Genomic DNA, 26,808 nt, shown 5'->3' with positions numbered 1-26,808 from the left:
GGATTAATGAATTCTATATATGAAATAAAACCAGAATTTCCAACCATTCTAATAAATTTTAACTTATTTACTGATATAGATTTATTGAAATAACTATCACAAATAGAATTAACCACCCCAAGACAACTAGCCTTGTATTCATTTACTGTATCACTAATTAATAAGGATTTATCATATGGCCTGCCCAAAATACTGATAGAAACATTATTTATATATATTTCTTCACGATCATATATGCCATAGATCGACTTATATCCGATAAAATATATACAAAATAAATTTAATAAGATTGAAAAAAATACCCAAAATAAAGCTAATTTCTTTATGTTATGAAATCGGGTAGAGTTATTCAAACAGGTAAATATTTTGTTTACCATAATTCTATTTGTCATTAACTGTATGAAAAGATTAAACAAATCAAAAATAACATCTTGCTAATCTAATTTCAAATATTCAAAAGTTTCAACAACCTTGATTATTTTGTTTAAAATAAATTAATTTATGCAAAGAGAATTACTTGTCCCAATCAAAACATTTTAAAAATGCCTGTCTGAAAACAAGCTGCGCGAGTTTCTGCGAAGCTCAAACTTTCAGACAGGCATTCCTTTTCCCCATAACAAAAAACCGCCTGAATTCAATCAGGCGGTTTGGCAACACAGTAGCAATTAAAAATGGTCGTGCGGCTGCACGGCTTCTACTGCGCCGGTTTTTGCGTTAACTTTCACATATTGTTTTTGGCCGTTGTTTACGGTTTCCACTTTGTAAAACACTTCGCCGGCTCTGTGTTTCAGGTCGGCTTCTTTGGCGTGACCGCCGGTTTTAGCCAATGCTGCTGTAACGGCTTGTTTGAGGGAAACGGCAGGTTGTGCGGCGGGTTGGTTGTAATAGGGGTTTACTTTTTCTGCCAGAATGTTGCCGCTGGTTGCATCTATTTTGATTTCGTGTTTTTGGCCGTTGGCAATGATGTCGACTTCGTAATAGTTGCTGATGCTTTTGTGTTCGAAATTCACTTCTTCAGCATAACCTTTCACTTTTTTAGATGCGATATCAATGGCTTGAACGGTGGAAGTTTTGCTTTGTGCCAAGGCGGCATGCTTGGGGGAAACATATGCGTCGGCGGCGATGGCGCCGGTGGAAGCGGTTGCGAGAATCAGGGCGGTGGCAACAATCAGTTTTTTTGTTGTGTTAAACATTGATTTATTCCTTTCACGTTTTTCATGCCGTTATATTGCAGGCTGATATTTAGTGGGAAATTAGGGGGAATGTTAATTTTTTGTAATGTATGATAGTTAAACCACTTACATAGTCACAGCGCCGTCATGCTCGGGCTTGACCCGGGTATGACGAGCGTACTGTTTTTCAGTTGATGCACTATAGCGGATGCCTGTCTGAAAGATATGTTTTCAGACAGGCATTTCGATAGCAGTGCTTTATTTTTTGTCTTCTTCTATAAAGCCTTCGAATTTGCGGTCGATTTCGGGAACGTCGTTTACTTCTTTCATCGCATCGCTCACGGTTTGGGTAATCGGGTTGATGCCGCTTTGTTCGCGTACGATTTCTTTCTGCCGCTCGGTTAATGGCTCGTGCACCTCGGTGGCTTCTTCTTCGCGCCGGCGCTCGGCTTCTTCAAAGCTTTCATAGGGTTGTGGTTTGATTTTGCTCAGATCCACATCGTCTTTTTTAAACAGGCTCATGGTAAAGCTCCTCTTGGTTGTGGAATGAATACCATACAGCATTTTATGTGTATTGACTATCGTATGCCTGTCTGAAATGTTGTTCAGACAGGCATTGTGTTTTACAAGCTTTTTGCCTTTATGTTTTAATCGTTTGAAATTAAACCGCTGCTTAGGAGCCGTATAATCATGATTTCCGTTGCCGATATGGTTGCCGCCGTGCGCCGCCGCAACCCTTTGGTTCACAACATTACCAACTATGTCGCTGCGCCTTTTCAGGCCAATGCTTTGAGCGCAGTCGGAGCGTCGCCGATTATGGCCGACGCGGTTGAAGAGGCCGCAGAAATGACCGGCCTTGCCGATGCGCTGGTTGTTAACCTCGGCACGCTCAACCGGCATACCATCGCCGCCATGCAGCTTTCCATGCAAGCGGCGGCAGACAAAGGCATTCCGGTGGTGTTCGACCCCGTAGGCGTGGGGGCGACGGCGTTTCGCCGAGAAACCGCGCTATCGCTGCTGGCGCAATATCCGGTAAGCATCATTCGCGCCAATGCCGGAGAAATTGCCGAGCTTATCGGCGTGGCGCACCAAAGCAAAGGCATTGATGCGGGCAGCGCGCCCAAGCAGGCGCTGGAACTTGCCCGTCAGGCCGCCGAACGCTATTGCTGCACCATCGCCATGACCGGCGCCACCGATTACATCACCAACGGCACCGAAACCTACGCCTGCCGCAACGGCCACCCGATGATGGCGGCACTGGTGGGCACAGGCTGCACATCTTCATCCGTTGTGGCTGCTTTTGCTGCCACCTATTCCGAAAACTTGCCTGCTACAGCGGCCGCCGCGCTCGCGTATTACGGACTGTGCGGTCAAACCGTTGCCGCAACCGCACGCGGCCCGGGCAGTTTGCAAGCCGAATTGTTAGATGCTTTATATACCTTGCCCGAACCGGCTATCCGGCAAGGCTGCCTGCTGGAAGCTTTATCGTGAATCAGCTTTTATAACCGTAACCTGTTATGCTCAGGGATAACCCGAGCATCCCGCAGTATTGCCGAACATGAAGATACCCGGGTCAAGCCCGAGTATGACGGTAAGCGGACACTGTAAGCGGTTGAACTATTATGATGCTTGCAAATGCCTGTCTGAAAAAGACTTATTTTTCAGACAGGCATTTGCAAGCATCCGTGCTTTATGTTTTAATCGGCCTTAAGAAACAGGGGTGCTGCCCGAATAAGGCGGCTGAGAGTTACCCTTTTACCCGAACAAGATAATACTTGCGTGGGGAGTTTTCAGCGAAGCTGCTTTTCAGACAGGCATAAACCGAAACCAAAGCCTTTACTTGAAAACCCGACACAACGCTCCTGTTTCATCACCCCAACCGAGAAACAGGAGCATTTTTATGGCCACCAAGACTACCGGCAACGAAGCCAAGCAACTCGACCAGCTTTCCCATGATTTAGGTATTCAGTTTGCCTATCCCAATTCCACCAAAGTTTATCTCTCAGGCAGCCGCGCCGACATCCGCGTGCCGCTGCGTGAAATCGCCCAAGACGACACCGTTACCGACAAAGGCCGCGAACCCAACCCGCCGATTCCGGTGTACGACACCAGCGGCGTGTATGGCGATCCGTCGGCCAAAATCGACCTCAAACAAGGCCTGCCCGATGTACGCGGCGCGTGGATAGACGAGCGCGGCGACACCGAAATACTGCCCGGTTTGTCGAGCGAATACGGCCTCGAACGTGCTCATGACCCGAAAACCGCCCATCTGCGCTTCAATCAAATTACTCAGCCGCGCCGCGCCAAAGCGGGTAAAAACGTTACCCAGATGCACTATGCGCGCCAAGGCATCATCACGCCGGAGATGGAGTTCGTCGCCATCCGCGAGCGCATGAAAATGGAAGAAATCTGGCGCGACCCGCGTTACGCTAAAATCATCAAGCAGCACGCGGGCGAACATTTCGGCGCCAACCTGCCCACCCACCCCGACCAAATCACGCCCGAATTCGTGCGCAGCGAAATCGCCGCCGGCCGCGCGATTATTCCTGCCAACATCAACCACCCCGAGTTGGAGCCGATGATTATCGGCCGCAATTTCCGCGTGAAAATCAACGGCAACTTGGGCAATTCCGCCGTTACCTCTTCGCTTACCGAAGAAGTGGAAAAAATGGTGTGGTCGCTGCGTTGGGGTGCCGACACGATTATGGACTTGTCCACCGGCGCGCATATTCACGAAACGCGCGAATGGATTATCCGCAACGCGCCCGTGCCCATCGGCACCGTGCCGATTTATCAGGCTTTGGAAAAAACCGGCGGCATCGCCGAAGACCTGACTTGGGAGCTGTTCCGCGACACCTTAATCGAGCAGGCAGAGCAAGGCGTGGATTATTTCACCATCCATGCGGGCGTGCTGCTGCGCTATGTGCCGCTCACGGCCGAGCGTATTACCGGCATCGTGTCGCGCGGCGGTTCGATTATGGCGAAATGGTGTTTGGCCCACCATCAGGAAAACTTCCTCTACACCCATTTCGACGAAATCTGCGAAATCATGAAGGCTTACGACGTGTCGTTCAGCCTCGGCGACGGCCTGCGTCCAGGCTGCATTGCCGATTCCAACGATGCCGCGCAGTTCGGCGAGTTGCACACGCTGGGCGAACTTACTGCCAAAGCGTGGAAACACGACGTGCAAGTGATGATCGAAGGCCCCGGCCATGTGCCGCTGCAACGCGTGAAACAAAACATGACCGAAGAGCTGCAACACTGCTTTGAAGCGCCGTTCTACACCCTCGGCCCCTTGGTTACCGATATTGCCCCCGGCTACGACCACATCACCTCCGGCATCGGCGCGGCCAATATCGGCTGGTACGGAACGGCCATGCTTTGCTACGTAACCCCGAAAGAACACTTGGGCTTGCCCGACAAAGAAGACGTGCGCACCGGCATCATCACTTACAAACTGGCCGCCCATGCCGCCGACTTGGCCAAAGGCTGGCCGGGCGCGCAGTTGCGCGACAACGCTTTATCGAAAGCCCGCTTTGAATTCCGCTGGCGCGACCAGTTCCGCCTCGGCCTCGACCCCGAGCGCGCCGAAAGCTATCACGACCAAACCCTGCCCGCCGAAGGCGCGAAAATCGCCCACTTCTGCTCGATGTGCGGCCCCAAATTCTGCTCGATGAAAATCACGCAGGAAGTACGCGACTACGCCGCCGCGCAAAAAGGCATGGAAGAAAAAGCGATTGAGTTTATGAAGAAAGGTGCTGAGATTTACAGCTAAGCAACATGAATAAGCAAATGCCTGTCTGAAAATGAGCAATATGAGTTTTCAGACAGGCATTTTGTTTTTTCAGCCGCTTTGTTATAGTTAATCCACTTATATAATAACGATTCCGTCATACTCGGGCTTGACCCGAGTATCTCCTAAAGTTATTGAAACTCAAGATACTCGGGTCAAGCCCGAGTATGACGAGTGTACTATTTTTTAGTTGATTCACCATACCGCCAAGTTTGCGGCTTGCTGCCTTGTATCAAAAATAAGTTTGTCTGCTATATATACCGATTTTTATTTGCTTGGGTATATGTCGGTTTTCTAATGCAATGCCTGTCTGAACAACTACTGTGTTCAGACAGGCATTCCTATTATTTCCGCCATACTCACAATCTTCAGCAACCTATTTATTGCCTACAAACCCAGCTCCCAAGTGTTTTGGATTGAGATGTTGCAAAAGCCGTTTTGCGTGCGTTCGTAGTGCTCGAAAATATAGGCGACGATTTCGTCTTCATCGTCCAATAGCCGGATTAAATCCATATCTTCGGGGTTGATCATGCCTTTGGCGAGCAGCTGCTCTTTAACCCAGTCAATCAGGCCGCGCCAAAAAGTTTCGCCTACGAGGATAATCGGGCGGGTGGGCGTTTTGCCGGTTTGCACGAGCGTGAGGCTTTCAAACAGTTCGTCCAGCGTGCCGAAGCCGCCAGGCATGGTTACATAGGCTACGGCGTGTTTGACAAACATCACTTTGCGCGGGAAGAAATGCTGGAAAGTGACCGAAAGGTCTTGGTAGGGGTTGGCCGCCTGCTCGTGCGGCAGCGTGATGTTGAGGCCGACAGCCGGGCTTTTGCCTGCAAATGCGCCTTTGTTGGCGGCTTCCATAATGCCGGGGCCGCCGCCTGAAATCACGGAAAAGCCGGCATCGGAAAGTTTGCGGGCGAGCCGTTCGGTGAACAGGTAATCGGGGTGGTCGGCAGGTGTGCGTGCGCTGCCGTAGATGCTCACTGCCGGCTGGATGGCACGCAGCTCTTCACCCGCTTCTACAAATTCCGACATGATTTTGAGCAAGTGGTAAGACTCGCGTGCGCGGATGTCGGAACGGATTTCTTCGGGTAGTGAGGGTACGGGCAGTTTGTGATTCAGGCTCATGATGGGTGCTTGGATAATGTTTTGAATTTTGGGCTATTATAGCCATGAAATCTAAATTTTCATACCGCGCGCCCCGCATTGACTATATTACGCAGATATTGAATGAAAGGTTTGCAATATGTTTACCGTGCAACGTATTTATGCGTTTCATACGCTGCCTGAGCGGGCTTGTGCCGTATGGGTTGACCGCCTGTATCCGCGCGGGATTGCCAAAGAAAACATGCGGCATGTTATCCGGCTGAACGATCTAACGCCATCGTCGGCTCTACGCCGTTGGTATCACGAGGCGCCGCAAGCGCGATACGGTGAATTTAGCGTCCGTTATCTGGCCGAGTTGCAAGAACCTGCGGCGCAGCAGGCCTTATCGGAATTGCGCCGCCTGGCAGAGCAATATGCCGAAGTGCGGCTGCTTACTGCGGTGAAGTCGCCTAAGCAATCGCACGTGGCTGTGTTGCTGCATTATTTGGGCGAACCTTTTATTGAAGCGGATAATTCAGTTTGACAACCATGCCTGTCTGAAAGGCTGCGGTAATCCCGTGAGTTTTCAGACAGGCCTATGTTTTCCGGCTAATGTTACAAGCCCAAAGCATCGGCATGAAATTCAATATGCACATCGATAAAGCTGGCGATAAAGAAATAGCTGTGGTCATAGCCTTTGCGCATATTAAGTTGAACATTAAAGCCCTGATTGCGCGCGGCGGCCACGAATTTTTCCGGTTGCAGCTCTTCGGGGTAGAAATCGTCGGCATCGCCCTGGTCAATCAGAATCGGCAGTTTCTTTTCGGCATGCTTAACCAATTCCGTGCTGTCGTATTGCGCCCATGCCGCCGGGTTGTCGCCCAGATAAGCCGCAAATGCTTTTTGGCCCAAAGGCGTTTCACTCGGGTTTACAATCGGCGCGAAAGCAGACACGGCGGCATAACGCCCCGGGTTTTTCAAAGCAATCTGCAAAGCGCCGTGCCCGCCCATGCTGTGGCCGAAGATGCTGCGTTGGTCGGTTACCGGGAAGTTGGCTTCAACCAGCGCAGGCAGCTCGTGCACCACATAGTCATACATTCGGTAATGTGCCGCCCACGGTGCTTCGGTGGCATTAACATAAAAACCGGCGCCTTGCCCTAAGTCATCGCTTTCATCATCGGCCGCCTGAATGCCGCGCGGCGACGTGTCCGGTATCACCAGCGCGATGCCCCATTGCGCCGCAAAACGCTGCGTACCGGCTTTGGTGGCAAAATTTTCATCCGTGCAAGTCAGGCCTGAGAGCCAATATAAAACCGGCACCCGATAACCTTGCAGCGCCTGCGGGGGCAGATAGATGGCGAAAGTCATCCCACATTGCGTGCTCTTGGAAAAATGGCGGTAACGCTCGTGATGGCCGTTGAACATTTTATTGCGGGAAATCAGGGTTAAATCGCTCATTGTTTGTACTTTATCTATATTATCTATATTAAGTGGAAGATGCCTGTCTGAAAGTTTTCAGACAGGCATTTTGGTTTATGTTGTCGGCCATTTTCGGTGTTACTTTAAAAGCCGTATCTGTTATTTTCAACAGCAAGTTGGCGCTTGTGCGGTAAGGTAAGGGCATTTTGTGCGCCATGTTTTTAATTAGCAAACCGAATATAGCAGATTAATGCTTTTTGTTGCTTAATGTTTAAATTAACTGTTTGTTGTTTCAGTTTATTTTAAAAAAAATCAAGCAAGTATCTTATGGGGCTTAACACAAAGCCTGTGTGCTTTATACATAATCATACACAAGTTTATCCAATTTAAATATCCGCTAATTCTGTCATAACTTTACTTGCTTAGAATGAGCCCATAGAAATTAAAAAAGCTTATAAATTATCCCCCCAACGGGCAATGCGGGCTTTTCGTATGCAGCGATGATTATTCAAAGCTGTGGCAAGCGGCTTGCTAATGTCCATTACGTTAAGGAGTTCGTTATGAATATCAAAAAAACCGCGCTGACTTTGATGGCTGCTTTGCTGTGTTCAGGCGCTTATGCCGGTTCCGATTATTACTATCAAGATGCAGGCTGGGTGCCGGCTAAGAAAGTAAAATGGGGCAAACCGGCCTCTGAAGAAGTGGGCGAAAAATTGCTGAAAAAAGTAGCCAAAAAATCGCATGTTCACTACAAATATTTGAACCACTACCATGCCGGTGCCGACAAAAACGGTGTGAAAACCATTCATGCGCACAACCAAAAACATGGTAACTACATGGGTAAGTTCGCTTTCAACACCATTAAAAGCGGCGGTTCTGAAGTTTACTATGGCGAGTGGAACGGTAACGAATATGTGAAAGGCAAAAACCGCGGCGTTTTCTACTCCGGCGACAAACGTGCTACCGATATGCCGATGTCTGGTACAGCCACTTACAACGTGAAAGGCATCAACAACTACAACGGTAACAACCAGTTGCACGGTCAGCTGCATGCAGATTTCGGCAAACGCACCTTGGCCGGTTCTATGAAGAACTCAAATGTGAAAATGGATATCCATTCTCGCATCAACCCGCATAAAGCCTCATTCAAAGGCCATGCAGTTGCCAACGGCCACTACGGTAAAACCGAAGGCCACTTCTTCGGCAAAGGTGCATCCAGCCTGGCCGGTGTAACCAAGTTCAAAACCAACCGCAACTTGGATACAGCTTTCGGCGGCACCAAAAAATAATATCACGGAACTTTAATCTATAAAGATTAATCCATATAGAAGGCCTGCTTAATAAAGTGGGCCTTTAGTAGTTGAATCACTGAAAAACCAACCCCCAAACTTTTCAGACAGGCATATATGTTAAAAAAAACCATGTATCTTTGGCTGGCTGTTTCCCTGCCTGCTTTTGCGGCAGACGATACGGCGCAGCGTCTTTGGCAGAATACCCGGCAGGCGGTGCAAGTGCAGGAGAAAAAAAACGTAGACGACAACGCTTTTCAGACAGGCATCGAAACCCCTGGGCAAGCAACCCAACAAGATACAGGTGAAGCCCTGTTTCTCGCGGTCAACAACAGCGACTGGCCGACAGCGCGCCGCTTATTGGTGCAATACCGGCAAGAGCCGGATCATGATGAAGACATAGCCCTGTTTGCCGATGCCGCAATCAGCAAAGCCGACGGCAATATGAAAGCAGCGCGGCAAAAATACGAAACCCTGCTGCAACGCCAACCCGACTTCACCCGCGGACGCCTCGATTTGGCGCGCTTATTATTTGACGACCACCTAAACCGCGAAGCCGAAGCCGAATTTGCCAAAGCTGCGCGAGAGCCGTTGCCCGAACCTGTTTTAAGCAACATACAGTCTTTTCAGACAGCCATAGACAAGCGCCAAAGCTGGCAAGGTTCATTAAATGTGGGCGGCGTGTGGAACAGCAATGTCAACGAAGGAGCGGGCGGTTTTTATTGCGAGGAAGAATTTGAAGGAGAATGCATCGGCAACTATTGGCGTTCACCGGAGCCGGAAAGCGCTTTAGGTATCAAATACGAAGCCGCTGCGACCAAACATTGGCAAGTGCAGGGCCATCACGGCATCGCTGCGCGTGCGTTGGCTTTCGGCCGAGTTTACCGCAATCATCAAGAGCATAACGAACACACGCTCAATCTCAGCGCCGGTTACCAGTTTACCAATGCCCGCCGCTCATTCACCTTATCGCCTTTGTGGGAATGGAGCGCCGAAGGCAGCCATGCCTCACACCGCGCTTACGGTGCGCGTGCCGAATGGAACGAAAACAAAGGCAATTGGTCGTGGAACACTGAAACCGAGTGGAAAAAGCTCAAGTATTTCAACGAAGAAGATACGCATAACGATGGCACGTTGCTGGCTGTGTACAACACCTTATCCTACAGCCCGCGTGAAGACTGGGCACTCTTCGGCGGCCTGGACTGGCAACAGCGCAAAACCGAAGACGGCCAGGGCGACTACCGTCAGCCGGCTTTGCGCGTGGGTGCTGCCAAGCAGTTTGCCAATGGCTTTGACGCTTCCGCCCATGCAATTTTTCAGCACCGTTCCTACAAAAGTGAAGACGGCATATTTGAAAAACGCCGCCGCGATAACGAACAAATCTACATCTTAAACGTAGGCGCCGACCGCTGGAGCATTGCCGGCATGAAACCGACTTTTACATTCAAACACCGTCGGGTAAACAGCAACATCAAATGGATGTATCGATACCGGCAAAATGAAGTCGGATTATCATTGGTGAAAATGTTTTAAAGCACCGATTAAGCCATAGTTAATAAACATGCCTGTCTGAAAGTTTTTCAGACAGGCATTTGTTTAAACCGCTTCGAATCCCGCACCCGCATAAACCACGGAAACCAGCACGCAATCTTGAGTGCCCGTATTTTGCACACCGTGTATCAAGCCCGAGTCAATCACAATGCTTTCGCCTGCGCCGATTGTCCGGCGGCTGTTTGCATCATCCAGCAATTCGGCATGCCCCTGCAAAACCACCCAAATGTCCTCCCCTTGCGGATGGCGGTGGGCGGGCAGCTTGCTGCCCGGAGGAATCTGCCACAAAACCATATTCATTTGCCGCCCTTCATGCAAAACCGTGCGGACGGATTCGGCGGGGCGTTCGACCAGATAATCGGCGAAACGGATAATATCGGGGATATTCACAACGCGGCCTCCTGCGGTTTTTTCAGACGGCCTAAAAGGCTTAGGCTGTCTGAAAATATAAATCTTTGATTAAAATAATCAACTAAAACCGTTTATTGAATCAACACCGAAGTCATGCTCAGCGAGCCGCCGACGATTTCGTCGTTGAATAACTGTACTTCGTCATCTTCACCCCGCAGCGCTGTGATGTAGAGCAGCGGCAGATAATGTTCGGGCGTGGGCACGGATAATGCGGCCGCTTCGCCCAAGCGCGGGTAGTGGATCAGGGTTTCGGTGTCGTGATGCAAAATGGCTTGGTTGATGTCGCGGCGGAAAGTTTCCGCCCATTCGTAAGCCGCACCCGGCTGGTTTATATGTGCAAAGCTGATGGTGCGCAGGTTGTGGACGATATTGCCGCTGCCTACAACCAACACGCCTTGTTCGCGCAAGGGCTTGAGCTTTTGTGCCAACGCGAAATGCCATTCGGCGGGTCGGTGCCGATGAAGGCTCAGTTGCACCACGGGAATATCGGCATCGGGGTAAAGATGCTTGAGTACGCTCCAAGTGCCGTGGTCGAATCCGCGCTCGTTATCTGCGGATACCGGCTCGGGCACAAGCAAACGCTGCACTTCTGCGGCCAGTTCGGGGCTGCCGGGGGCAGGGTATTTCACTTGGCTCAGGGCTTCGGGAAAACCGTAAAAATCATATATCATGCCCGGGGAATTGCTGCCGGAAACTTGCAGGGCGTCGCTGTACCAATGGGCGGAAATCATCAATATGGCACGGGGCTTGGGAAACTTCTCAGCTGCTTGCCGGAAGCCCCGGTTAAACGGGTTATCGGCTTCGATGGTATTCATCGGGCTGCCGTGGCCGAGAAATAGGGCGGGTGTTTTGTTCATAAGGCGGTCTGAAAAATGTTTGGAAGCAGTTTTCAGTTTATTTTGCAATAACTATGCCTGTCTGAAACGGATCGGGTTCAGGTTTTTCAGAACTTCACGCCGTTCGCTTTCAGACAGGCATAATCAATCAAACAGCTTACAGGCCGAATACTTTCAGACGGCCTTCCAGCGGTTCAAACGTTTTTTCACCGGCGGGCGTTTCAATGCCGCCGAACACCATTTGCGCGCGCAATGTCCAGCTGGCGGGAATCGACCATTCTCGGGCAACGGCGTGGTCAATCAGCGGGTTATAGTGTTGCAGGTTGGCGCCGATACCGGCTGCGGCCAGCGTGGTCCACACGGCATATTGGTGCATGGCGTCGGTGTGCTCCGACCAAACGGGGAAATTGTCGGCATAGCCGGGGAAGCGTTCCTGCAAGCCTTTTACTACGTTTTGGTCTTCGAAAAACAGCACCGAACCGGCTGCGGCTTTAAAACCATCCAGCTTTTGCTTGGTCGGTTCGAATTTTTCGGCGGGCACGATGGCGCGCAAAGTTTCTTCGGTAAGCTGCCACAGTTTTTCGTGATCCGCACCGAACAGCACCACCACGCGGGTAGATTGCGAGTTGAAGGCAGAAGGCGTGTGCAGCACGGCGTGTTGGATGATGTCCATCACCTCGGTAGCAGGCAAGGGCAGGTTTTTGTTTAAGGCATAAACAGAACGGCGGGTTGCCGCGGCTTTTTGGATTGTTTGGTAAGTCATGATGTTTTCCTTTGACAGGGAAATAAATATCGGGAGGCCTGAGGGTTCAGACAGGCATTATGCCTTCTTGTTCAATTGATTATCCAGCGCCCAAGCACCGCCGCCGGCCACTGAGAGATACAGGAAAATAAAGCAGAACAGCGCCGCCGCTTCGCCATTGTTCATCAGCGGGAATAAAGGTGTTTTGGCAGCGTGGAACATAAAATAAGCCACCGCCATCATGCCGGATAACACAAACGCCACAGGGCGGGTAAACAAACCCAGCAGCAGCAACGCGCCGCCGAACACTTCAAGCACGCCGGCCAAGCCTAATACCGACATCAACTGCAAGCCGTCAAAACGCTCGATATGCGGCAGCGCAAACAGTTTCGCCGTGCCGTGCAGCATGAACATATAGGCCGAAGTGATGCGCAGCACCGACAGTAAAATGGGTTGGAAACGGGCAAAGTTGTTGTGTGAAGCGGTCATTTTAATTACTCGGGTTATTGATTAACAGTGTGCAGTATAGAAGTTTCTTATTGGTAGATATATACTTGTTTTATTGAATAACCGTTTCCTATCAAGAAATCATGGATACCCTGTTCAGTCTGAAAGTTTTCCGCCAAGTGGTTGAAAAAGGCAGTTTTACCCGCGCCGCCGAACATCTCGGCATTTCCAACGCCATGGCCAGTAAGCATGTGAGCCACTTGGAAAACACCCTTCAGGCCAAACTTCTGCACCGCAACAGCCGCAACCTGCACCTTACCGAAACAGGCGAAGCATACTACCGTCAATGCTGCCACGCCCTCGAAACCCTCGAAACCGCCGCCCAAAAAGCCGCCGGCGTTACCGAAAAGCCGCAAGGCATTCTGCGCATTACCATGCCGCAATGGTTTGCCAACCCGCGCATCAGCCGCTGGATCAGTGAATACAAACAGCTTTATCCCGAAGTATCGCTTGATTTGGTGCTCACCAACCGCCGCACCGACCTGATTGCCGAAGGCTTCGACCTTGCCTTGCGCGTTTCCAGAGCCCCCCACCCCTCGCTGATTGTCAAGCCCTTGGCCGATATTGAATTTCTTCTGCTTGCCTCGTCGGATTACCTGCGGCGCAACGGTGTCCCGCAAACTCCCGAAGAAGCAGCGCAACACACCGCTGTTTTGCCTTCCTACACCGATATGAGCCGCATCGAAATCCAACATAAACCCAGCGGCGAACGCAGCCTGCTCGAATTAAATGCCACCATACACAGCGACAGCACACTCATGGTCGGCAGTCTGATTAGGGCGGGTTGCGGCATCGGTTTCCAGCCCGAATGGTGTGTGGATGAAGACTTGACCACCGGCAAAGTCGTGCGGCTGCTGCCGCAATACCGTTTCGTTACCTCGAAACTCTACGCCGCTTATGTTGACCGCACGTTTTTAAGTGCTAAGGTGAGAAGTTTTATTGATTTTTTGAGTGGGAAAGTTGGGATGCCTGTCTGAAAACCGGGCTTGCAGGCTTAATGGAAATAGGGTGCAACCTGTTTTATATTCTTAATAGATTTGTGAACCAATTGGCCAGTTGTTTGTGAGGGATTCTCTTGGTTTTATAGTAACAATGTTGTCATACTCGGGTTAAGTCCGAGTATGACGTGTGTTTTTTCTTAAGTCGATTCACCATTCCGAATAAGGATGTTTGCTCAGATAAGCGTTTGTGTATTTTCCGTCAGATGTGATTTCTTCACCGAGCCAATCGGGTTTGGGAAAAGGGGTTTCTTCCGAAGGCAGCTCCAATTCGGCCACAATCAGCGGGGCATTTTCTCCGAAATATTCGTCTATCTCAAAAGTAAACCCTTCATATACTACTTCGTGGCGGCATTTTTCCAGTTTGAAGGGGCACATTGTATCCATCATCGTTTGGGCGTCGGCCAGTGGAATTTCATATTCAAATTCGCTGCGGGTAACGTCGGAAATATAACCTTTCAGCGTTAGCCATGCTTGATTTCCGATAATGCGCACGCGGATTGTGCGTTCTTTTTCAACGCTTAAATAGCCTTGGCTCATCAGTTTCGGTTCGGAGGCCGAGGCTTTCCAATGGTCGTTTTTAATCAAAAAGCGGCGCTCTGTTTCGATATTATTCATGTTTTTCCTTGTTTGGATCGGCAGTTAGAAAGGCTTGAACACCACTAAATAAAGCGCGACAATCATTAATATCACGGGAATTTCATTGAAAAAGCGATACCATTTATGACTGTGGCGGTTTTCTTTGGTGCGGAAGGCGCGCAAAAGCACCCAGCAGTAAACATGGTACACAGCCAGCAGAAGCCCGACGGATGTTTTCGCATGTACCCAGCCGTTGCCCCACCAATGAACGGTAAAAGGCAAAATGATGCCGCTAAGCAAGGCGCCTATGCCCAAGGGTGTCATGAACTTAAACAGTTTTTCTGCCATGACCATCAGCCGGCCATATTCGTTACTTTCCGGCGCCGCCATTGCCAGATTCACATAAATGCGGGGGAGGTAAAACAGCCCGGCAAACCAGGAAATAATGAAGAAGATATGGATGAATTTGAACCAGAGATACATTTTCAGACAGGCATTGGAAGAAAACAACATTATATCGTTAAAGTTTGTTGTAAGCACCACGGCGGCCGGTTAAGTTTGTTAGAATGCCCTCCGCATTATTGATTACGCTAAACGAAGGAAAACGAAATGATCGGACAATTTGAAATCCACGGCGGTGTGAAAAAATCGCTGCAAGAATATCTTGACGGTAAAGGCATCGACCTGCAACAGGCGATGGATGCCGAGGAAACCAATAAGGAAGTGGCAGCCATTATTCATGCCGGTTTGCCGGCCATGGTGCGCAAAATTTATTCGCTGTCGAAAATGGAAACTTTTTTCTGGGAAAAGAAAGGTTTGATGGTTGAATTTGTGGCGCAGCGTTTGGCTGCGGCAGAAAAAAAGCCCAAAGGCAGTAAAAATACCAATAAGAAAAAACGTTAAACGGCTCAATAAACCATGCCTGTCTGAAAACACATTTTCAGACAGGCATGGTTGTTATTAAGGTATGTTTGTTTATAGCTATAAATGCAGGGCGCTCAAAACACGCGTGCTCCAATGGTTCCAGCGGTAATTAAACAGCGCATAAGTTTCCTGCATTAGAAACCGGCGGCGCTTTTCGCTGTCTGTGAAGCGGCTGGTCGGAGTGGCGGAGGTGGCGGCATTGATGCCCAAATCATGAGCCATTGTGCGGGCGCGCGCCAGATGGTAGGGGTCGCTCACGAGAATAACGGTGTCGATATCGTTGTCGCGCAAGAGCTTGCGGATGTTTTGCAGGTTTTGAAATGTATCGCGCGAAGTGTTTTCAAACAAAATATCTTTTTTCGGCACGCCTTGCTTCAAGGCATACCGCCTGCCGACTTCCGCTTCCGTCATGTAGCCTTCTTTCGGCGAACCGCCGGTGAAAATCAGCTTTTCTACCCGCCGGCTCTGGTAAAGCGTGATGGCATGATTGATGCGTTCGCGAAATACGGGGGAAGGATTTTTGCCCCAGGCGGCGGCGCCGAGCACCACGGCGGCATCGGCGTATATCGTTTGGGGCTTGGCATTGCCTGTTTGGTAAACATCAAAAGCGCAATAAAGCATCAGCAATATGGGCAGCATCAGGCTGGCGAATATGCCGACGAAAAAATAGCGCAGCAGGCTTTTGCCGGTTTTGAATGCGTTCATGCAGATTTTTTAGGGTAAAATCGCTTCGATATTATTTAATGGGCGGACGATGGCAGCGCGGTTGCCGACAACGGCAATCGGGCGCTCCAACAGGGCAGGATGCTCGGCGATGGCTTGCAAAAGCTGCTCGTTGCTGAGTTCGGCTTTATCCAGCCCGAGGGTTTTGTACAATTCGTCTTTCACGCGCATCATACCGCGAGGAGAATCCAGCCCGAGCTTTTGGAAGACGGTCTTCAGAGTGGCAAAGTCGGGCGGCGTGTCCAAATAGCGGATAACCTCGGCCTGAATGTTGCGGCTTTCCAAAAGGGCGAGTGCGTCGCGCGATTTGGAGCAGCGGGGATTGTGGTAAAGAATGATGTTTGCCATAGTTTTTTGGTAAAGTTGTTTTTCAAGAATCAAGCTGTTTTCAGACAGGCATTACAGGTTGCGTTATTGTATGCCAGCGTTAATGTTTTGTCGCGTGCAATCTCCCGCTTGATAAACAGGATTCAGTTTAACAAGGATATATGATGAAAAAATTAATGATGCTGTTGGCCGCCGTGTGCGCCGCGCAGGTATCGGCTGCCGATCTGCAAGACTGGAAAAGCAGCAAGCCGCAAAATTTCCAGGCTTTGCCGGGGCAGGTTAAAGTGGTCAATATCTGGGCGACATGGTGTGCACCCTGTCGTAAAGAAATGCCGGCCATGTCGGCATGGTATCAAAAACAGGATAAGAAAAAAGTGTCGCTGGTTGGTGTGGCAATTGACAAGCGCGAAAGCATCGGCCAATTTTTGCAGAAAACGCCGGTGGCTTATCCGATATGGCATTATTCCGGCAACGACAGCCGCGCGTTTATGAAAACACTCGGCAATCAATTCGGCGGGGTGCCTTATACCGTGGTCTATGCCGATAAATGCGATAAGCGCCAAGACATTGCCGGGGAAGTGAATGCGGCTAAACTGGATGCGGCGGTAAAGGCTGTGCGGGCACAGTGCAAGCTGGGTTGATTAGAAGATTCGGCCTAAAAAATCACAACCATATTTTAAGAATGCCTGTCTGAACATGTTCAGGCAGGCATTTATGCTGCCTATATGCTTTTAAAACGCACCGAACCGGCGTAAAATACACGGTTTGATTTTATTAACAGGCGGTATGTAACTGCCTGAATTTTCGGAAAAGCAGAATGAGTCAACCACACAATCCCCAAACCGAAGAACCCCAATTAGACGAAAACCAAATCATCGCCCTGCGCCGCGAAAAATTAAACGAAATCCGCAAACACGGCATTGCCTTCCCCAACCAATACAAGCGCGATGCTTTTGCCGGCGATTTGCAGGCGCAATACGGTTCGCTGGAAAAAGCCGAGCTTGATCCGCAGGAAATCCCCGTCAAAGTGGCCGGCCGCATGATGCTGCAACGTGCCATGGGCAAAGCCAGCTTCGCCACCATCCAAGACGTGAGCGGCCAGATTCAAGTGTATGTGAACAACCAAGGCGTGGGCGAAGACGTGCACAACGCCTTCAAACATTGGGATTTGGGCGACATCATCGGCGTGGAAGGCACGCTGTTCAAAACCAACCACGGCGAGCTGACCGTGCGCGCATCCAAGCTGCATCTGCTTACCAAATCGCTGCGCCCGCTGCCCGACAAGCACAAAGGCTTGACCGACCAAGAGCAGAAATACCGCCAGCGTTACGCCGACCTGATTACCAACCAAGATTCGCGCGACACCTTCATCAAACGCAGCAAAATCATCCAAGCCGTGCGCAATTATATGGTCAACGAGCGTTATCTCGAAGTGGAAACCCCGATGATGCACCCGATTCCCGGCGGTGCCACGGCCAAGCCCTTCGTTACCCACCACAACGCGCTCGATATGCCGCTTTACCTGCGCATCGCCCCCGAGCTTTATCTGAAACGCTTGGTTGTGGGCGGCCTAGAACGCGTGTTTGAAATCAACCGCAGTTTCCGCAACGAAGGCATGAGCACCCGCCACAACCCCGAATTTACCATGATGGAATTCTACGAAGCGTTCTGCACTTACGAGCGCATGATGGAAATGACCGAAGGCGTGATCCGCCATGCCGCCAAAGAAGTGTGCGGCACCGCCAAAGTGAGCTACAACGGCAAAGAAGTGGATTTGGAAAGCCCGTTCGAGCGTTTGACTATTCTCGAAGCCATCAAAAAATACAACCCGCAATATACCGACGAGCAGTTGAACGATGCCGAGTGGCTGAAAAAAGAAATCGTGAAACACGGCGAAAAAATTCCGCCGTCGCCCGGCATCGGCAGCCTGCAACTGGCCTTGTTTGAAGGCTGTGCGGAAAGCAAACTGTGGAACCCGACGTTTATCATCGACTATCCTGTGGAAGTGTCGCCGCTGGCACGCGCATCCGACACCAAACCCGGCCTGACCGACCGTTTTGAGCTGTTTATCGTCGGCCGCGAGTTGGCCAACGGCTATTCGGAGCTGAATGACCCCGAAGACCAAGCCGCCCGCTTTAAAGCGCAAGTGGCACAAAAAGATGCCGGCGACGACGAAGCCATGCACTACGATGCCGACTACATCCGCGCCATGGAATACGGTCTGCCCCCCACCGGCGGCAGCGGTATCGGCCTGGATCGCTTGGTGATGCTGCTTACCGATGCGCTGTCTATCCGTGATGTGATTCTGTTCCCGCAAATGCGCCCTGAATAAATCAAGGTAGCCAAATGCCTGTCTGAAAAGCTTTTTCAGACAGGCATTCTTTATCCTATCACATAACCCAAAATGCCTGTCGAAGCCACGGCAATCAATACGGTCGGCAACATGGAAAGCTTGCTTGCGGCAAGCAGCGTGATTGCCAGAGCAATCAACTTGTGCGGTTTGTCGGATACAAAATGCGGCGCAATCACGGCAATCAGTACGCAGCCGGGCGCCGCTTCCATTACTCTTGCGGCACGTTTGCTGAGTGTGCGGTTGCGTAGGGCGAAAAAGCCGATTAGGCGGGTGGAATAAGTGGCGGCCAGCATACCCAAAATCGTTAGGAAAGAAGCCCAGCTGATCATGCGTCTTCCCCAGTCAGATAAGCTGTAGCCAATCCGGCGAGCGCACCGGCGGGCACATACCACGCACCGTCAACCATGAGATAAACCGCAGCCGCCGCAATCAGGCTCACGAGCCAGGGCAGGGCGGCTTTAAAGCCTTTCCACATACCGCGCAGCAACACCAGAAACACCGCCGGAAATGCCATGCCGAAGCCCCAGGCTTCCACGTTGCCGAATTGCGGGCCGACGGCTGTGCCCAATGCGGTGAACAATACCCACATCACATACAAAGTCAGTGCCGTGCCCATGTAATAAGGCAGGCTGAACGCAGGCAGCCCTTGCGACTTGCGTTTCAAAGCATCGGCCATACCCAGCGCCCAGCTTTCATCGGTCATAAAAAACAGAGCGGGTAAGGCTCTTTTCATCGGCAGATGGCGTAGATAAGGCGCCAGAGCCGCCCCCATCAAAATATGGCGCGTATTGATCATAAAGGTAACGCCGATAATCAGCAGCACCGGCAGCGGGTCTCCCCACAACCCGACAGCGGCAAATTCCGAACCGCCGGCAAAGTTCAGCCCGGTCATCAAAGGCATTTCCAAAACGCTCATCCCTTTTTTCGCGCCCTGCACGCCTAATATCAGGGCAAACGGCAGCATACCGATCAATACCGGTGTTACTTCTTTCACGCCGCGCATAAATTCGGATTTTGGGGAAGGTTGGGGCGGAACCATAGGAAGCTTTCGAGGGGCAATTTGAAGAAAATGCGCCATTATAACGGATACAATTGTGAGAGCCCGAGAAAATGCCGTTTTTGTACTGCGCGGGGGCGGATTGAATCTGTTAAAATCCCAATTTTCTGTTTTGCATTTCAAACAGACAATGCCTGTCTGAAAACTTGTTTTGATTATGGTAAGGATAAACCTATGAACCGCAACGAAGAGCTTTTCAACCGCGCCAAAGCCATCATTCCCGGCGGCGTGAACTCGCCTGTGCGCGCATTCGGCAGCGTCGGCGGCGTGCCGCGTTTTATTAAAAAAGCGCAGGGTGCGTTTGTGTGGGACGCGGCCGGCAAGCAATATATCGATTATGTCGGCTCATGGGGGCCGGCGATTGTGGGGCACGCGCATCCCGAAGTGCTCGAGGCTGTGCGCGAAGCGGCTTTAGACGGTTTGTCGTTCGGCGCGCCCACCGAAGCGGAAATCGTGATTGCAGAAGAAATCGCCAAAATCCTGCCGAGCGTGGAGCAGCTGCGCTTGGTGAGCTCGGGCACGGAAGCCACCATGAGCGCCATCCGCCTGGCGCGCGGCTATACCGGCCGCGATAAAATCGTGAAATTCGAAGGCTGCTACCACGGCCATTCAGACAGCCTTTTGGTCAAAGCCGGCTCGGGCCTGCTCACGTTCGGCAACCCCAGCTCCGCCGGCGTGCCTGCCGATTTCACCAAGCATACCGTGGTATTGCCTTACAACGATACCGAAGCGTTGAAAGAAGCGTTTGCCGGGTTCGGCCACGAAATCGCCTGTGTGATTATCGAGCCGATTGCAGGCAATATGAATTTAGTGAAACCGAACAGCGAATTCGTGCAAACCCTGCGCCGGATTACCGAAGAAAACGGCAGCGTGCTGATTTACGATGAAGTGATGACCGGTTTCCGCGTGGCTTTGGGCGGCGCGCAATCGCTGCACGGCATCACGCCCGATTTAACCACCATGGGCAAGGTTATCGGCGGCGGTATGCCGCTGGCGGCGTTTGGCGGCAAAAAAGAAATCATGGCCTGCATTTCGCCTCTAGGCGGCGTGTATCAGGCGGGCACTTTATCGGGCAACCCCGTTGCCGTGGCGGCCGGTTTGAAAACGCTGGAGATTATTCAGCGCCCCGGTTTTTATGAAAACCTTACCGAGCGTACCAAACAGCTGGTGAGCGGCCTTGCAGAAGCTGCTTGCGAGGCGGGCACGGTGTTTACCGCCGATTCGGTGGGCGGCATGTTCGGCCTGTATTTCGCCGGGAAAAAGCCCGAAACCTACGCCGATATGACGGCCTCAAATATCGATAATTTCAAACGCTTTTTCCACGGTATGCTGGAAGAGGGCGTGGCATTCGGCCCGTCGGCTTACGAAGCCTGTTTTATGTCTGCCGCGCACACGCCTGAATTGATTGAAGAAACTGTGAACGCCGCCCGAAAAGTGTTTGCCGCCATGTCGGTTTAAGCGGTGAATGCCTGTCTGAAAGCGGGTAACGCGGCTTTCTGAAAAGCCGAAACGTGTTTCAGACAGGCATTCAAGTTTTTTCCGCTACCGCCCAGCCGAGCCGCCTTTACCCGGCCGGGCCCAATCAAGCATAATCACATAACACATTAATAAATCCAATCCGACTACTAAGGAATCAAAATATGGCATTTCTAAAACTCACCGAACAAAACGTACAAGGCAAAACCGTATTGATCCGCGCCGATATGAACGTGCCGTTTAAAGACGGCAAAATCAGCGACGATACCCGCATCCGCGCATCGCTGGCATCCATCAAATACGCGTTAGACAACGGTGCTGCCGTAATTGTGATGTCGCATCTCGGCCGCCCGACAGAAGGCGAATTCAACCCCGAAGACGATGTTGCACCCGTTGCAGCGCATTTGGGCAGCCTGTTGGGCAAAGAAGTGAAAGTGTTGAACGATTGGCAGGAAAACAAACCCAATTTGGCTGCCGGCGAAGTGGCCATGCTGCAAAACGTGCGCATCAACAAAGGCGAGAAGAAAAATGCCGCCGAGCTCGGTAAAGCCTATGCTTCATTGTGCGACGTGTTTGTGAACGACGCATTCGGCACCGCACACCGTGCGCAAGCTTCCACCGAAGCCGTTGCCACCGCCGCGCCGCTTTCCTGTGCCGGTATTTTGATGGCCGAAGAATTGGACGCTTTGGGTAAAGCCCTTAAAGAACCCGCCCGCCCGATGGTAGCCATTGTGGCAGGCAGCAAAGTGTCCACCAAGCTGACCATTTTGGAAAGCCTGGCTGATAAAGTGGATCAATTGATTGTGGGCGGCGGTATTGCCAACACTTTCTTGCTGGCGCAAGGCAAGCCCATCGGCAAGTCGCTGGCGGAAGCCGACTTGGTGGACGAAGCGAAAAAAATCATGGAAAAAATGTCGGCCAAAGGCGGCGCCGTGCCGCTGCCGGTTGATGTGGTGGTGGCCAAAGAATTTGCCGAAAATGCCGAAGCGACCGTGAAATCAATCGATGAAGTGGCAGCCGACGAGATGATTCTCGACATCGGCCCGAAATCAGCCGGGCAATTGGCCGATTTGCTGAAAAAAGCCGGCACCGTGGTGTGGAACGGCCCGGTCGGCGTGTTTGAGTTCGACCAGTTTGCAGGCGGCACCGAAGTGTTGGCCAAAGCCATTGCCGAAAGCCCGGCTTTCTCGATTGCCGGCGGCGGCGACACTCTGGCGGCCATTGCCAAATTCGGCATCACCGACCAAATCAGCTACATTTCCACTGGCGGCGGCGCGTTCCTTGAGTTTTTGGAAGGCAAAGAATTGCCCGCCGTAGCCGCGCTGGAAAAATTTGCAGGCTAAATCAAACGGTTTTCCGCTTGGCGGGAACAACATATACAATGCCTGTCTGAAAGCCTTTTCAGACAGGCATTGTTTATCAGTATAGTTAATTGATTTAAAAAAATCAATTGCTTAAATCATTAACAAATCTTGGCTATTACTGCCTGTCCGCTGGCGCCGCCGAACGGAGCGGGCTTTTCGGGGGAATAAGGTCGCTCCCGGAGCGTAGCGACTAGCGGCCGCCCCGAAAAGCCTGCGCAGTGAGGGCAGTTTGCGTAGCAAACCGGCAACCGCGGTCGCCTTTCTTTGCTTACTTTCTTTGGCGAAGCAAAGAAAGTAAGTGGCCGCGCGGCCATGAAGCGCAATCTTAAGTAACGGGAAGACAGAAATTCAAGGCGCGCATCGTCATACCAAATTTTAAGTTTATTTGCTATAAATAATAAAGAAATGCCTGTCTGAAAATATTTTTTCAGACAGGCATAAACACCAAACCGGGTAATATCAGGAAACCATCATGCTGCATAGCAAACATGAAATCCGCCGCCGGCTGCGGCGGGCACGCAAAAGCCTTTCCGACCGCGAACGCCGCCGCGCCACGCTCGCCGCCAATCGGAATATGAAAAAGCTGCTCAAACGCGGTAAAAAAATGGCGGCGTATTGGCCGGTGGGCAGCGAGCTGGTGTTGGATGAACTAATCCGCAGTGCGTTCAAGCGAGGTGTGCGGGTTTATTTGCCTTATATTGAAAAACGTAGCCTGCGGCTTTGGTTTACTCCTTACCATGTCGGATTGGCGCCCGAACGCAACCGCAAAGGCCGTTTGGATATTCCCCAGTTTTCAGGCAGAAAAGTGCGCGCCGAACGGATGGATATTATGTTGCTGCCGTTGGTGGGCGTGGATGAGCAAGGCTACCGTTTGGGGCAGGGCGGCGGGTTTTATGATGCTTCGCTGGCGCGCGCGCGTTTTGGCAAGCCTCTGAAAATCGGTGCGGGCTTTGCTTGCCAAATGGTGCAGACATTGCCGTGTGAAGTACATGATATGCGCTTGGACGGCTTTGTGTCTGAAAACGGTATTGTTTGGTTTTAAAAAGACTTCAGAATGCCTGTCTGAAAACAGCTTCAGGCCTCATGGAAAATTGAGTTGCTTGTTTTCAGACAGGCATTTTGCTGTATTTGCTTTTCTTTACTGAAAAAACTCTTTAAATCTGCGAGATAGACGGAATATTGGAAGCCGGACGGGCCATCATAGCCTATGCTTGACTAATGATTAAGTTTTTCGGTTATAGCCCTTTATGAATGTATTTGAAAAGGAAATCCAACCATGCAAACGGTTTCTTACGCCGCAACTTATCCCCACACTTGCAATAAAGCCCTGTATGTGGCAATGGCGCTTTTGTTCGGCACGTTCGGCGTGCATAAGTTCTGCGCCGGCCGTGTGTGGATGGGCATACTTTATTTTTTGTTGAGCTGGACGTTTATTCCCACTGTTATCGGCATCATCGAAGGTATTCTGGCTGCGTTTAAGCCGACGGATTCTTTCGGAGCAATTGTGGTTTGAATCTGATTGGATACGGTTGATAGTGAATCAACTTAAAAAAATCGAACGCTTAAATCATTATTTGAAGTTGACTCACTATACTGATAAACAATGCCTGTCTGAAAAAAGTTTCAGACAGGCATTTGCTATGGGAAGAGCAGCCTTATCTTTGGCGCTTCAATTCATTTTGAATGGCACGCACGTTGGCTTGGCGGTCGCGAACCGTTTGCTCCAATCCGGAAGTGTCGCCACCGGACTTGCGCGCGCGTTCGAGTTGGGCTTGTGCTCTGATGAGTGCGGCCTGCTCGCTGGCAATTTCGCGTTGGAGAATCTGCTTGCGGGTCAGCTTGGGTTTGGGCGGCGGAAGGGGTTTGTAGTTTGCCGGCATACGGGTATTGGCTTGCACGGAGCGCGAAGCAGGGGTTTTGCTTTTATCGATTGGTTGGTTGCGGATTTTTACGTTCATGTCGGCCGGTTTTTCAATGTCGGCTCGCGGCATGATTTTGATGTCGTCGTAAGAACCGAATTGTTCTTTTTCCCAGATTTGGGCGATTTTGTCGGTTTCGCTGATGTTGGCGAAATTGAAAGAGGGCTCGCCGTAAAGTTCTACTTGGGTATTCAATGCAATGGTGGCAGGGGTTTTGCCCATGATTTCTGCCATGCTGGGGGTGGAGGTGCGCTCTACCGATACGGTTTCTTCGGAGATGCCGTTCATTTCTGATACTTGGCAGGTGTTGTTGATTCTTTGTGTGGTGTAGACGGCTTTACCGTTTAGCTGGCAGATGTAGTTGGTTCGCGCCAGAGTTTGCTGGCTCAACAGCAGGCCCAACAGGCCGGTGGAAAGAAAAAGGATTTTTTTCATTAGATTGTGTGGTTTATCAGGGTTAAATTTTCGGGGATTATAGCGAAATCCTGTGTAAATTTGGGTTTTATCTATAACCGGAAAGCTTAAAAAAATAAACAGGTTTATGCGGTTTGCACTTTTGTGTTGATGTAATTTGATTGGTTATATTTGTTTCTTGAATTAAGAACAATGCCTGTCTGAATTTTTCAGACAGGCATTGTTTTTATTATGGCTTAGAGTAAAGAAGCCAAAACGAATGTCCAGATACACACGAATACCAATAGCCCGATACTGTATTTTAAGGTCATTTTCAGCAGAGCGGATTCTTGACCCGCTTTCCCCACGGCAGCCGTGGCGATGGCAATGGATTGTGGTGATACCAGCTTCGCCATCGTACCGCCTGCGGTATTGGCTTGCACCAGCAGGGCGGGATCGATGCTTAAGTGTTGCGCAACAATGGATTGCACCGGTGCGAACAAGGTGTTGTTGTTGACAACTGATCCGGTCATAAATACGCCGATCCAACCTAACACGGGCGAGAGCAGCGGGAATACGCCGCCGGTTACGGCAACGGCTTCTGCCAATGCTTTAGTCATGCCGGTGTAGGTAGTGAGCTTGGCAATGGCAAGAATGAAGCAGATGGTGGCGATGGAAAGCCATAATTCCTTGCAGGTTTTCTTCAGGTCGCTTACTGCGCGCGCCACGCCCAGCGATTTGCCGGAAACCAGAATAGTGGCAAGCACGGCCAGTAAAATTGCGGTGCCGGTTGAGTTGATCAAACCTAAGCCGACCGTGATTTTTTGATCACCGGCGGCAGCCAGTGTCCAATTCAGGTTGGTAAAAGCCAGAGGTGCATCGGCTTTGAACAAGGCTTTGAAAAACGGCATGCTCCACACGATCACGAATGCACTGAGGATATAAAACGGCGACCAAGCCGAAATGATGGCGCTAAACGAATGGCGGGCGGTTTCTTCTTCGTCTTCCGGTGAGATGCGGAAGATGTTTTTCGGTTGCCATTTGGTTGACAGTGCGGCCAATGCGATTAAAGACAACAAAGGCGGCAGGATATCGGCCAATTCGGGGCCGACAAAATACGTTACAGCCATCTGGCATGAAGTAAACACACCGGAAGTGACCAGCAGTGCAGGCAGCGTTTCCTTAATGCCTTTGAAGCCGTCGATAATCCATACCAACAAAAACGGCACGCTTGCCGCGATAAAAGGCAGCGTGGTATTGGTGGCCTTGGAAACATCCATCGCGGTTACGCCTTCCAAATGGAAAGTGTCGATAATGGCAACCGGAATACCGATGGCTCCGAACGCGCCGGAAGCTGCGTTGGCAATCAAGCACAGCATTGCCGCTTGTAAAGGATTAAAGCCCAATGCTGCCAGCATCACGCCGCAAATGGCAATAGGCACGCCGAAACCTGCTGCGCCTTCGAGAAACGCGCCGAAGCAGAAAGCAATCAGCAGAAGCTGGATACGCTGGTCGGGCGAAATCATGGCCAAGCTGCCTTTGATGACTTCAAATTTACCTGAGGCTACCGTGAGTTTATAGAGCCAAACCGCCATGATGATGATATAGCCGATAGGCCACATCCCTTGCACAATCCCTTGTACGACCGAGGCCAGCGCAACATCGGCAGGCAGGGCGAACGGAAAAAACGAAAGAACCAAAGTAACCACCAGCGTAAGCAGGGCGGCATGGATACCTTTCATTTTCAACACGGTCAGGCTGAGCAGGAAAAGGATGATAGGAGCGGAAGCAACAGCGGCGGAAAGCCAGATGTTGCCTAGGGGGTCGAATGTGGGGGAAAACATGTTTATCTTCCTTAATTAAATGAAGCGAAACGAGCCATGCAAAATACGACG

Annotated in this window: 30 protein-coding genes and 1 riboswitch; of the genes, 13 read left to right on the top strand and 17 right to left on the bottom strand. The window is 50.9% G+C overall.

Annotation, left to right across the window (positions count from 1 at the left end; translation table 11 throughout):
- Positions 1-665: 665 nt before the first annotated feature.
- Both AKG09_RS08380 and AKG09_RS08375 read right to left on the bottom strand, forming a co-directional pair.
- Complete coding sequence (locus AKG09_RS08380; protein WP_054618994.1) at positions 666-1,193, bottom strand: PepSY domain-containing protein; 528 nt, start codon at positions 1,191-1,193, stop codon at positions 666-668.
- A gap of 237 nt (positions 1,194-1,430) precedes the next feature.
- The gene (locus tag AKG09_RS08375) at positions 1,431-1,694 is read right to left on the bottom strand and encodes a cytochrome-c oxidase (RefSeq protein WP_231623920.1); all 264 of its coding nucleotides are present in this window, start codon (positions 1,692-1,694) and stop codon (positions 1,431-1,433) included.
- Between the two features lie 168 nt (positions 1,695-1,862).
- Here AKG09_RS08375 and thiM point away from each other — a divergent pair, with 168 nt between their 5' ends.
- The gene (gene thiM / locus AKG09_RS08370; RefSeq protein ID WP_054618992.1) at positions 1,863-2,663 is read left to right on the top strand and encodes a hydroxyethylthiazole kinase; all 801 of its coding nucleotides are present in this window, start codon (positions 1,863-1,865) and stop codon (positions 2,661-2,663) included.
- A 215-nt stretch (positions 2,664-2,878) separates the two neighbouring features.
- Positions 2,879-2,975: riboswitch (TPP riboswitch) on the top strand.
- A 97-nt stretch (positions 2,976-3,072) separates the two neighbouring features.
- Positions 3,073-4,947, top strand: a complete 1,875-nt coding sequence (gene thiC / locus AKG09_RS08365; protein ID WP_054618991.1) for a phosphomethylpyrimidine synthase ThiC — start codon at positions 3,073-3,075, stop codon at positions 4,945-4,947.
- Positions 4,948-5,352: 405 nt separating this feature from the next.
- Here thiC and AKG09_RS08360 read toward each other — a convergent pair whose 3' ends face one another.
- Positions 5,353-6,087 carry a TIGR00730 family Rossman fold protein gene (locus AKG09_RS08360; RefSeq protein WP_054618990.1) on the bottom strand — a complete coding sequence of 245 codons (735 nt, stop codon included), beginning with the start codon at positions 6,085-6,087 and terminating at the stop codon, positions 5,353-5,355.
- A gap of 118 nt (positions 6,088-6,205) precedes the next feature.
- Here AKG09_RS08360 and AKG09_RS08355 point away from each other — a divergent pair, with 118 nt between their 5' ends.
- Positions 6,206-6,589, top strand: a complete 384-nt coding sequence (locus AKG09_RS08355) for a DUF488 domain-containing protein (protein ID WP_054618989.1) — start codon at positions 6,206-6,208, stop codon at positions 6,587-6,589.
- 71 nt (positions 6,590-6,660) lie between these two features.
- On the opposite strand, the gene fghA is transcribed toward AKG09_RS08355, so the two are convergent.
- Together fghA and AKG09_RS11930 are read right to left on the bottom strand one after the other, a co-directional pair.
- Positions 6,661-7,503 (bottom strand): S-formylglutathione hydrolase, encoded by an 843-nt coding sequence (fghA, locus tag AKG09_RS08350; RefSeq protein WP_054618988.1) that lies wholly within the window; start codon positions 7,501-7,503, stop codon positions 6,661-6,663.
- Between the two features lie 28 nt (positions 7,504-7,531).
- The gene (locus tag AKG09_RS11930; RefSeq protein WP_156320827.1) at positions 7,532-7,669 is read right to left on the bottom strand and encodes a hypothetical protein; all 138 of its coding nucleotides are present in this window, start codon (positions 7,667-7,669) and stop codon (positions 7,532-7,534) included.
- Between the two features lie 355 nt (positions 7,670-8,024).
- On the opposite strand from AKG09_RS11930, the gene AKG09_RS08345 reads away from it, so the two are divergent.
- Together AKG09_RS08345 and AKG09_RS08340 are read left to right on the top strand one after the other, a co-directional pair.
- On the top strand, positions 8,025-8,753 hold the full coding sequence (locus AKG09_RS08345; RefSeq protein WP_054618987.1) for a Slam-dependent surface lipoprotein: 729 nt from the start codon (positions 8,025-8,027) through the stop codon (positions 8,751-8,753).
- 117 nt (positions 8,754-8,870) lie between these two features.
- Positions 8,871-10,286 carry a surface lipoprotein assembly modifier gene (locus AKG09_RS08340; RefSeq protein ID WP_054618986.1) on the top strand — a complete coding sequence of 472 codons (1,416 nt, stop codon included), beginning with the start codon at positions 8,871-8,873 and terminating at the stop codon, positions 10,284-10,286.
- 63 nt (positions 10,287-10,349) lie between these two features.
- Here AKG09_RS08340 and AKG09_RS08335 read toward each other — a convergent pair whose 3' ends face one another.
- The 4 genes from AKG09_RS08335 to AKG09_RS08320 form a co-directional block, all read right to left on the bottom strand.
- Positions 10,350-10,694 (bottom strand): cupin domain-containing protein, encoded by a 345-nt coding sequence (locus AKG09_RS08335; RefSeq protein WP_054618985.1) that lies wholly within the window; start codon positions 10,692-10,694, stop codon positions 10,350-10,352.
- Positions 10,695-10,786: 92 nt separating this feature from the next.
- Positions 10,787-11,572: a 4,5-DOPA dioxygenase extradiol gene (gene ygiD / locus AKG09_RS08330; protein WP_054619043.1), complete on the bottom strand. Its 786-nt coding sequence runs from the start codon at positions 11,570-11,572 to the stop codon at positions 10,787-10,789.
- Between the two features lie 136 nt (positions 11,573-11,708).
- On the bottom strand, positions 11,709-12,314 hold the full coding sequence (locus AKG09_RS08325) for a nitroreductase family protein (protein ID WP_054618984.1): 606 nt from the start codon (positions 12,312-12,314) through the stop codon (positions 11,709-11,711).
- 57 nt (positions 12,315-12,371) lie between these two features.
- Positions 12,372-12,782 (bottom strand): DoxX family protein, encoded by a 411-nt coding sequence (locus tag AKG09_RS08320; protein WP_054618983.1) that lies wholly within the window; start codon positions 12,780-12,782, stop codon positions 12,372-12,374.
- 101 nt (positions 12,783-12,883) lie between these two features.
- On the opposite strand from AKG09_RS08320, the gene AKG09_RS08315 reads away from it, so the two are divergent.
- Positions 12,884-13,777 carry a LysR family transcriptional regulator gene (locus tag AKG09_RS08315; protein ID WP_054618982.1) on the top strand — a complete coding sequence of 298 codons (894 nt, stop codon included), beginning with the start codon at positions 12,884-12,886 and terminating at the stop codon, positions 13,775-13,777.
- Between the two features lie 171 nt (positions 13,778-13,948).
- Here AKG09_RS08315 and AKG09_RS08310 read toward each other — a convergent pair whose 3' ends face one another.
- Positions 13,949-14,416 carry a CYTH domain-containing protein gene (locus AKG09_RS08310; RefSeq protein ID WP_054618981.1) on the bottom strand — a complete coding sequence of 156 codons (468 nt, stop codon included), beginning with the start codon at positions 14,414-14,416 and terminating at the stop codon, positions 13,949-13,951.
- 24 nt (positions 14,417-14,440) lie between these two features.
- Positions 14,441-14,860: a CopD family protein gene (locus tag AKG09_RS08305; RefSeq protein WP_054619042.1), complete on the bottom strand. Its 420-nt coding sequence runs from the start codon at positions 14,858-14,860 to the stop codon at positions 14,441-14,443.
- Between the two features lie 126 nt (positions 14,861-14,986).
- Here AKG09_RS08305 and AKG09_RS08300 point away from each other — a divergent pair, with 126 nt between their 5' ends.
- Positions 14,987-15,280 (top strand): hypothetical protein, encoded by a 294-nt coding sequence (locus tag AKG09_RS08300; protein ID WP_054618980.1) that lies wholly within the window; start codon positions 14,987-14,989, stop codon positions 15,278-15,280.
- 78 nt (positions 15,281-15,358) lie between these two features.
- Here AKG09_RS08300 and AKG09_RS08295 read toward each other — a convergent pair whose 3' ends face one another.
- Positions 15,359-16,006 carry a YdcF family protein gene (locus AKG09_RS08295; protein WP_054618979.1) on the bottom strand — a complete coding sequence of 216 codons (648 nt, stop codon included), beginning with the start codon at positions 16,004-16,006 and terminating at the stop codon, positions 15,359-15,361.
- A gap of 9 nt (positions 16,007-16,015) precedes the next feature.
- The gene (arsC, locus tag AKG09_RS08290; protein WP_054618978.1) at positions 16,016-16,372 is read right to left on the bottom strand and encodes an arsenate reductase (glutaredoxin); all 357 of its coding nucleotides are present in this window, start codon (positions 16,370-16,372) and stop codon (positions 16,016-16,018) included.
- Between the two features lie 143 nt (positions 16,373-16,515).
- Here arsC and AKG09_RS08285 point away from each other — a divergent pair, with 143 nt between their 5' ends.
- Positions 16,516-16,992, top strand: a complete 477-nt coding sequence (locus AKG09_RS08285) for a TlpA disulfide reductase family protein (RefSeq protein WP_054618977.1) — start codon at positions 16,516-16,518, stop codon at positions 16,990-16,992.
- A gap of 176 nt (positions 16,993-17,168) precedes the next feature.
- The gene (gene lysS / locus AKG09_RS08280; RefSeq protein WP_054618976.1) at positions 17,169-18,683 is read left to right on the top strand and encodes a lysine--tRNA ligase; all 1,515 of its coding nucleotides are present in this window, start codon (positions 17,169-17,171) and stop codon (positions 18,681-18,683) included.
- A gap of 50 nt (positions 18,684-18,733) precedes the next feature.
- On the opposite strand, the gene AKG09_RS08275 is transcribed toward lysS, so the two are convergent.
- Positions 18,734-19,033: an AzlD family protein gene (locus tag AKG09_RS08275; protein WP_054618975.1), complete on the bottom strand. Its 300-nt coding sequence runs from the start codon at positions 19,031-19,033 to the stop codon at positions 18,734-18,736.
- On the bottom strand, positions 19,030-19,743 hold the full coding sequence (locus tag AKG09_RS08270; RefSeq protein WP_054618974.1) for an AzlC family ABC transporter permease: 714 nt from the start codon (positions 19,741-19,743) through the stop codon (positions 19,030-19,032). The genes AKG09_RS08275 and AKG09_RS08270 overlap by 4 nt, the downstream gene beginning before the upstream one ends.
- A gap of 192 nt (positions 19,744-19,935) precedes the next feature.
- Between AKG09_RS08270 and hemL the strand changes: the two genes are divergently transcribed.
- From hemL to AKG09_RS08250, 4 genes are all read left to right on the top strand, one after another.
- Positions 19,936-21,219, top strand: a complete 1,284-nt coding sequence (gene hemL, locus AKG09_RS08265) for a glutamate-1-semialdehyde 2,1-aminomutase (RefSeq protein ID WP_054618973.1) — start codon at positions 19,936-19,938, stop codon at positions 21,217-21,219.
- Between the two features lie 182 nt (positions 21,220-21,401).
- Entirely contained in the window at positions 21,402-22,580 is a 1,179-nt protein-coding gene (locus tag AKG09_RS08260) for a phosphoglycerate kinase (RefSeq protein ID WP_054618972.1), read from the top strand.
- A 490-nt stretch (positions 22,581-23,070) separates the two neighbouring features.
- Positions 23,071-23,643 carry a 5-formyltetrahydrofolate cyclo-ligase gene (locus tag AKG09_RS08255; RefSeq protein WP_369814090.1) on the top strand — a complete coding sequence of 191 codons (573 nt, stop codon included), beginning with the start codon at positions 23,071-23,073 and terminating at the stop codon, positions 23,641-23,643.
- Between the two features lie 234 nt (positions 23,644-23,877).
- Complete coding sequence (locus AKG09_RS08250; RefSeq protein WP_009115214.1) at positions 23,878-24,114, top strand: TM2 domain-containing protein; 237 nt, start codon at positions 23,878-23,880, stop codon at positions 24,112-24,114.
- A gap of 142 nt (positions 24,115-24,256) precedes the next feature.
- Here AKG09_RS08250 and AKG09_RS08245 read toward each other — a convergent pair whose 3' ends face one another.
- Positions 24,257-24,955 (bottom strand): hypothetical protein, encoded by a 699-nt coding sequence (locus tag AKG09_RS08245; protein WP_054618970.1) that lies wholly within the window; start codon positions 24,953-24,955, stop codon positions 24,257-24,259.
- Between the two features lie 215 nt (positions 24,956-25,170).
- Complete coding sequence (locus AKG09_RS08240; RefSeq protein ID WP_054618969.1) at positions 25,171-26,757, bottom strand: L-lactate permease; 1,587 nt, start codon at positions 26,755-26,757, stop codon at positions 25,171-25,173.
- Positions 26,758-26,808 lie beyond the last annotated feature (51 nt).

It is taken from the genome of Neisseria sp. 83E34 (assembly GCF_001308015.1).
Taxonomy (GTDB): domain Bacteria; phylum Pseudomonadota; class Gammaproteobacteria; order Burkholderiales; family Neisseriaceae; genus Neisseria.
Note: the sequence above shows the minus strand (reverse complement) of the source record. Positions and strands in the feature narration are given on the sequence as shown.

Excerpts from the sequence above, each read along its gene's own strand:
- AKG09_RS08380 (WP_054618994.1), bottom strand. The coding sequence starts at position 1,193 with ATGTTTAACACAACAAAAAAACTGATTGTTGCCACCGCCCTGATTCTC.
- AKG09_RS08375 (WP_231623920.1), bottom strand. The coding sequence starts at position 1,694 with ATGAGCCTGTTTAAAAAAGACGATGTGGATCTGAGCAAAATCAAACCA.
- thiM (WP_054618992.1), top strand. The coding sequence starts at position 1,863 with ATGATTTCCGTTGCCGATATGGTTGCCGCCGTGCGCCGCCGCAACCCT.
- thiC (WP_054618991.1), top strand. The coding sequence starts at position 3,073 with ATGGCCACCAAGACTACCGGCAACGAAGCCAAGCAACTCGACCAGCTT.
- AKG09_RS08360 (WP_054618990.1), bottom strand. The coding sequence starts at position 6,087 with ATGAGCCTGAATCACAAACTGCCCGTACCCTCACTACCCGAAGAAATC.
- AKG09_RS08355 (WP_054618989.1), top strand. The coding sequence starts at position 6,206 with ATGTTTACCGTGCAACGTATTTATGCGTTTCATACGCTGCCTGAGCGG.
- fghA (WP_054618988.1), bottom strand. The coding sequence starts at position 7,503 with ATGAGCGATTTAACCCTGATTTCCCGCAATAAAATGTTCAACGGCCAT.
- AKG09_RS11930 (WP_156320827.1), bottom strand. The coding sequence starts at position 7,669 with ATGCCCTTACCTTACCGCACAAGCGCCAACTTGCTGTTGAAAATAACA.
- AKG09_RS08345 (WP_054618987.1), top strand. The coding sequence starts at position 8,025 with ATGAATATCAAAAAAACCGCGCTGACTTTGATGGCTGCTTTGCTGTGT.
- AKG09_RS08340 (WP_054618986.1), top strand. The coding sequence starts at position 8,871 with ATGTTAAAAAAAACCATGTATCTTTGGCTGGCTGTTTCCCTGCCTGCT.
- ygiD (WP_054619043.1), bottom strand. The coding sequence starts at position 11,572 with ATGAACAAAACACCCGCCCTATTTCTCGGCCACGGCAGCCCGATGAAT.
- AKG09_RS08325 (WP_054618984.1), bottom strand. The coding sequence starts at position 12,314 with ATGACTTACCAAACAATCCAAAAAGCCGCGGCAACCCGCCGTTCTGTT.
- AKG09_RS08320 (WP_054618983.1), bottom strand. The coding sequence starts at position 12,782 with ATGACCGCTTCACACAACAACTTTGCCCGTTTCCAACCCATTTTACTG.
- AKG09_RS08315 (WP_054618982.1), top strand. The coding sequence starts at position 12,884 with ATGGATACCCTGTTCAGTCTGAAAGTTTTCCGCCAAGTGGTTGAAAAA.
- AKG09_RS08310 (WP_054618981.1), bottom strand. The coding sequence starts at position 14,416 with ATGAATAATATCGAAACAGAGCGCCGCTTTTTGATTAAAAACGACCAT.
- AKG09_RS08305 (WP_054619042.1), bottom strand. The coding sequence starts at position 14,860 with ATGTATCTCTGGTTCAAATTCATCCATATCTTCTTCATTATTTCCTGG.
- AKG09_RS08300 (WP_054618980.1), top strand. The coding sequence starts at position 14,987 with ATGATCGGACAATTTGAAATCCACGGCGGTGTGAAAAAATCGCTGCAA.
- AKG09_RS08295 (WP_054618979.1), bottom strand. The coding sequence starts at position 16,006 with ATGAACGCATTCAAAACCGGCAAAAGCCTGCTGCGCTATTTTTTCGTC.
- arsC (WP_054618978.1), bottom strand. The coding sequence starts at position 16,372 with ATGGCAAACATCATTCTTTACCACAATCCCCGCTGCTCCAAATCGCGC.
- AKG09_RS08285 (WP_054618977.1), top strand. The coding sequence starts at position 16,516 with ATGAAAAAATTAATGATGCTGTTGGCCGCCGTGTGCGCCGCGCAGGTA.
- lysS (WP_054618976.1), top strand. The coding sequence starts at position 17,169 with ATGAGTCAACCACACAATCCCCAAACCGAAGAACCCCAATTAGACGAA.
- AKG09_RS08275 (WP_054618975.1), bottom strand. The coding sequence starts at position 19,033 with ATGATCAGCTGGGCTTCTTTCCTAACGATTTTGGGTATGCTGGCCGCC.
- AKG09_RS08270 (WP_054618974.1), bottom strand. The coding sequence starts at position 19,743 with ATGGTTCCGCCCCAACCTTCCCCAAAATCCGAATTTATGCGCGGCGTG.
- hemL (WP_054618973.1), top strand. The coding sequence starts at position 19,936 with ATGAACCGCAACGAAGAGCTTTTCAACCGCGCCAAAGCCATCATTCCC.
- AKG09_RS08260 (WP_054618972.1), top strand. The coding sequence starts at position 21,402 with ATGGCATTTCTAAAACTCACCGAACAAAACGTACAAGGCAAAACCGTA.
- AKG09_RS08250 (WP_009115214.1), top strand. The coding sequence starts at position 23,878 with ATGCAAACGGTTTCTTACGCCGCAACTTATCCCCACACTTGCAATAAA.
- AKG09_RS08245 (WP_054618970.1), bottom strand. The coding sequence starts at position 24,955 with ATGAAAAAAATCCTTTTTCTTTCCACCGGCCTGTTGGGCCTGCTGTTG.
- AKG09_RS08240 (WP_054618969.1), bottom strand. The coding sequence starts at position 26,757 with ATGTTTTCCCCCACATTCGACCCCCTAGGCAACATCTGGCTTTCCGCC.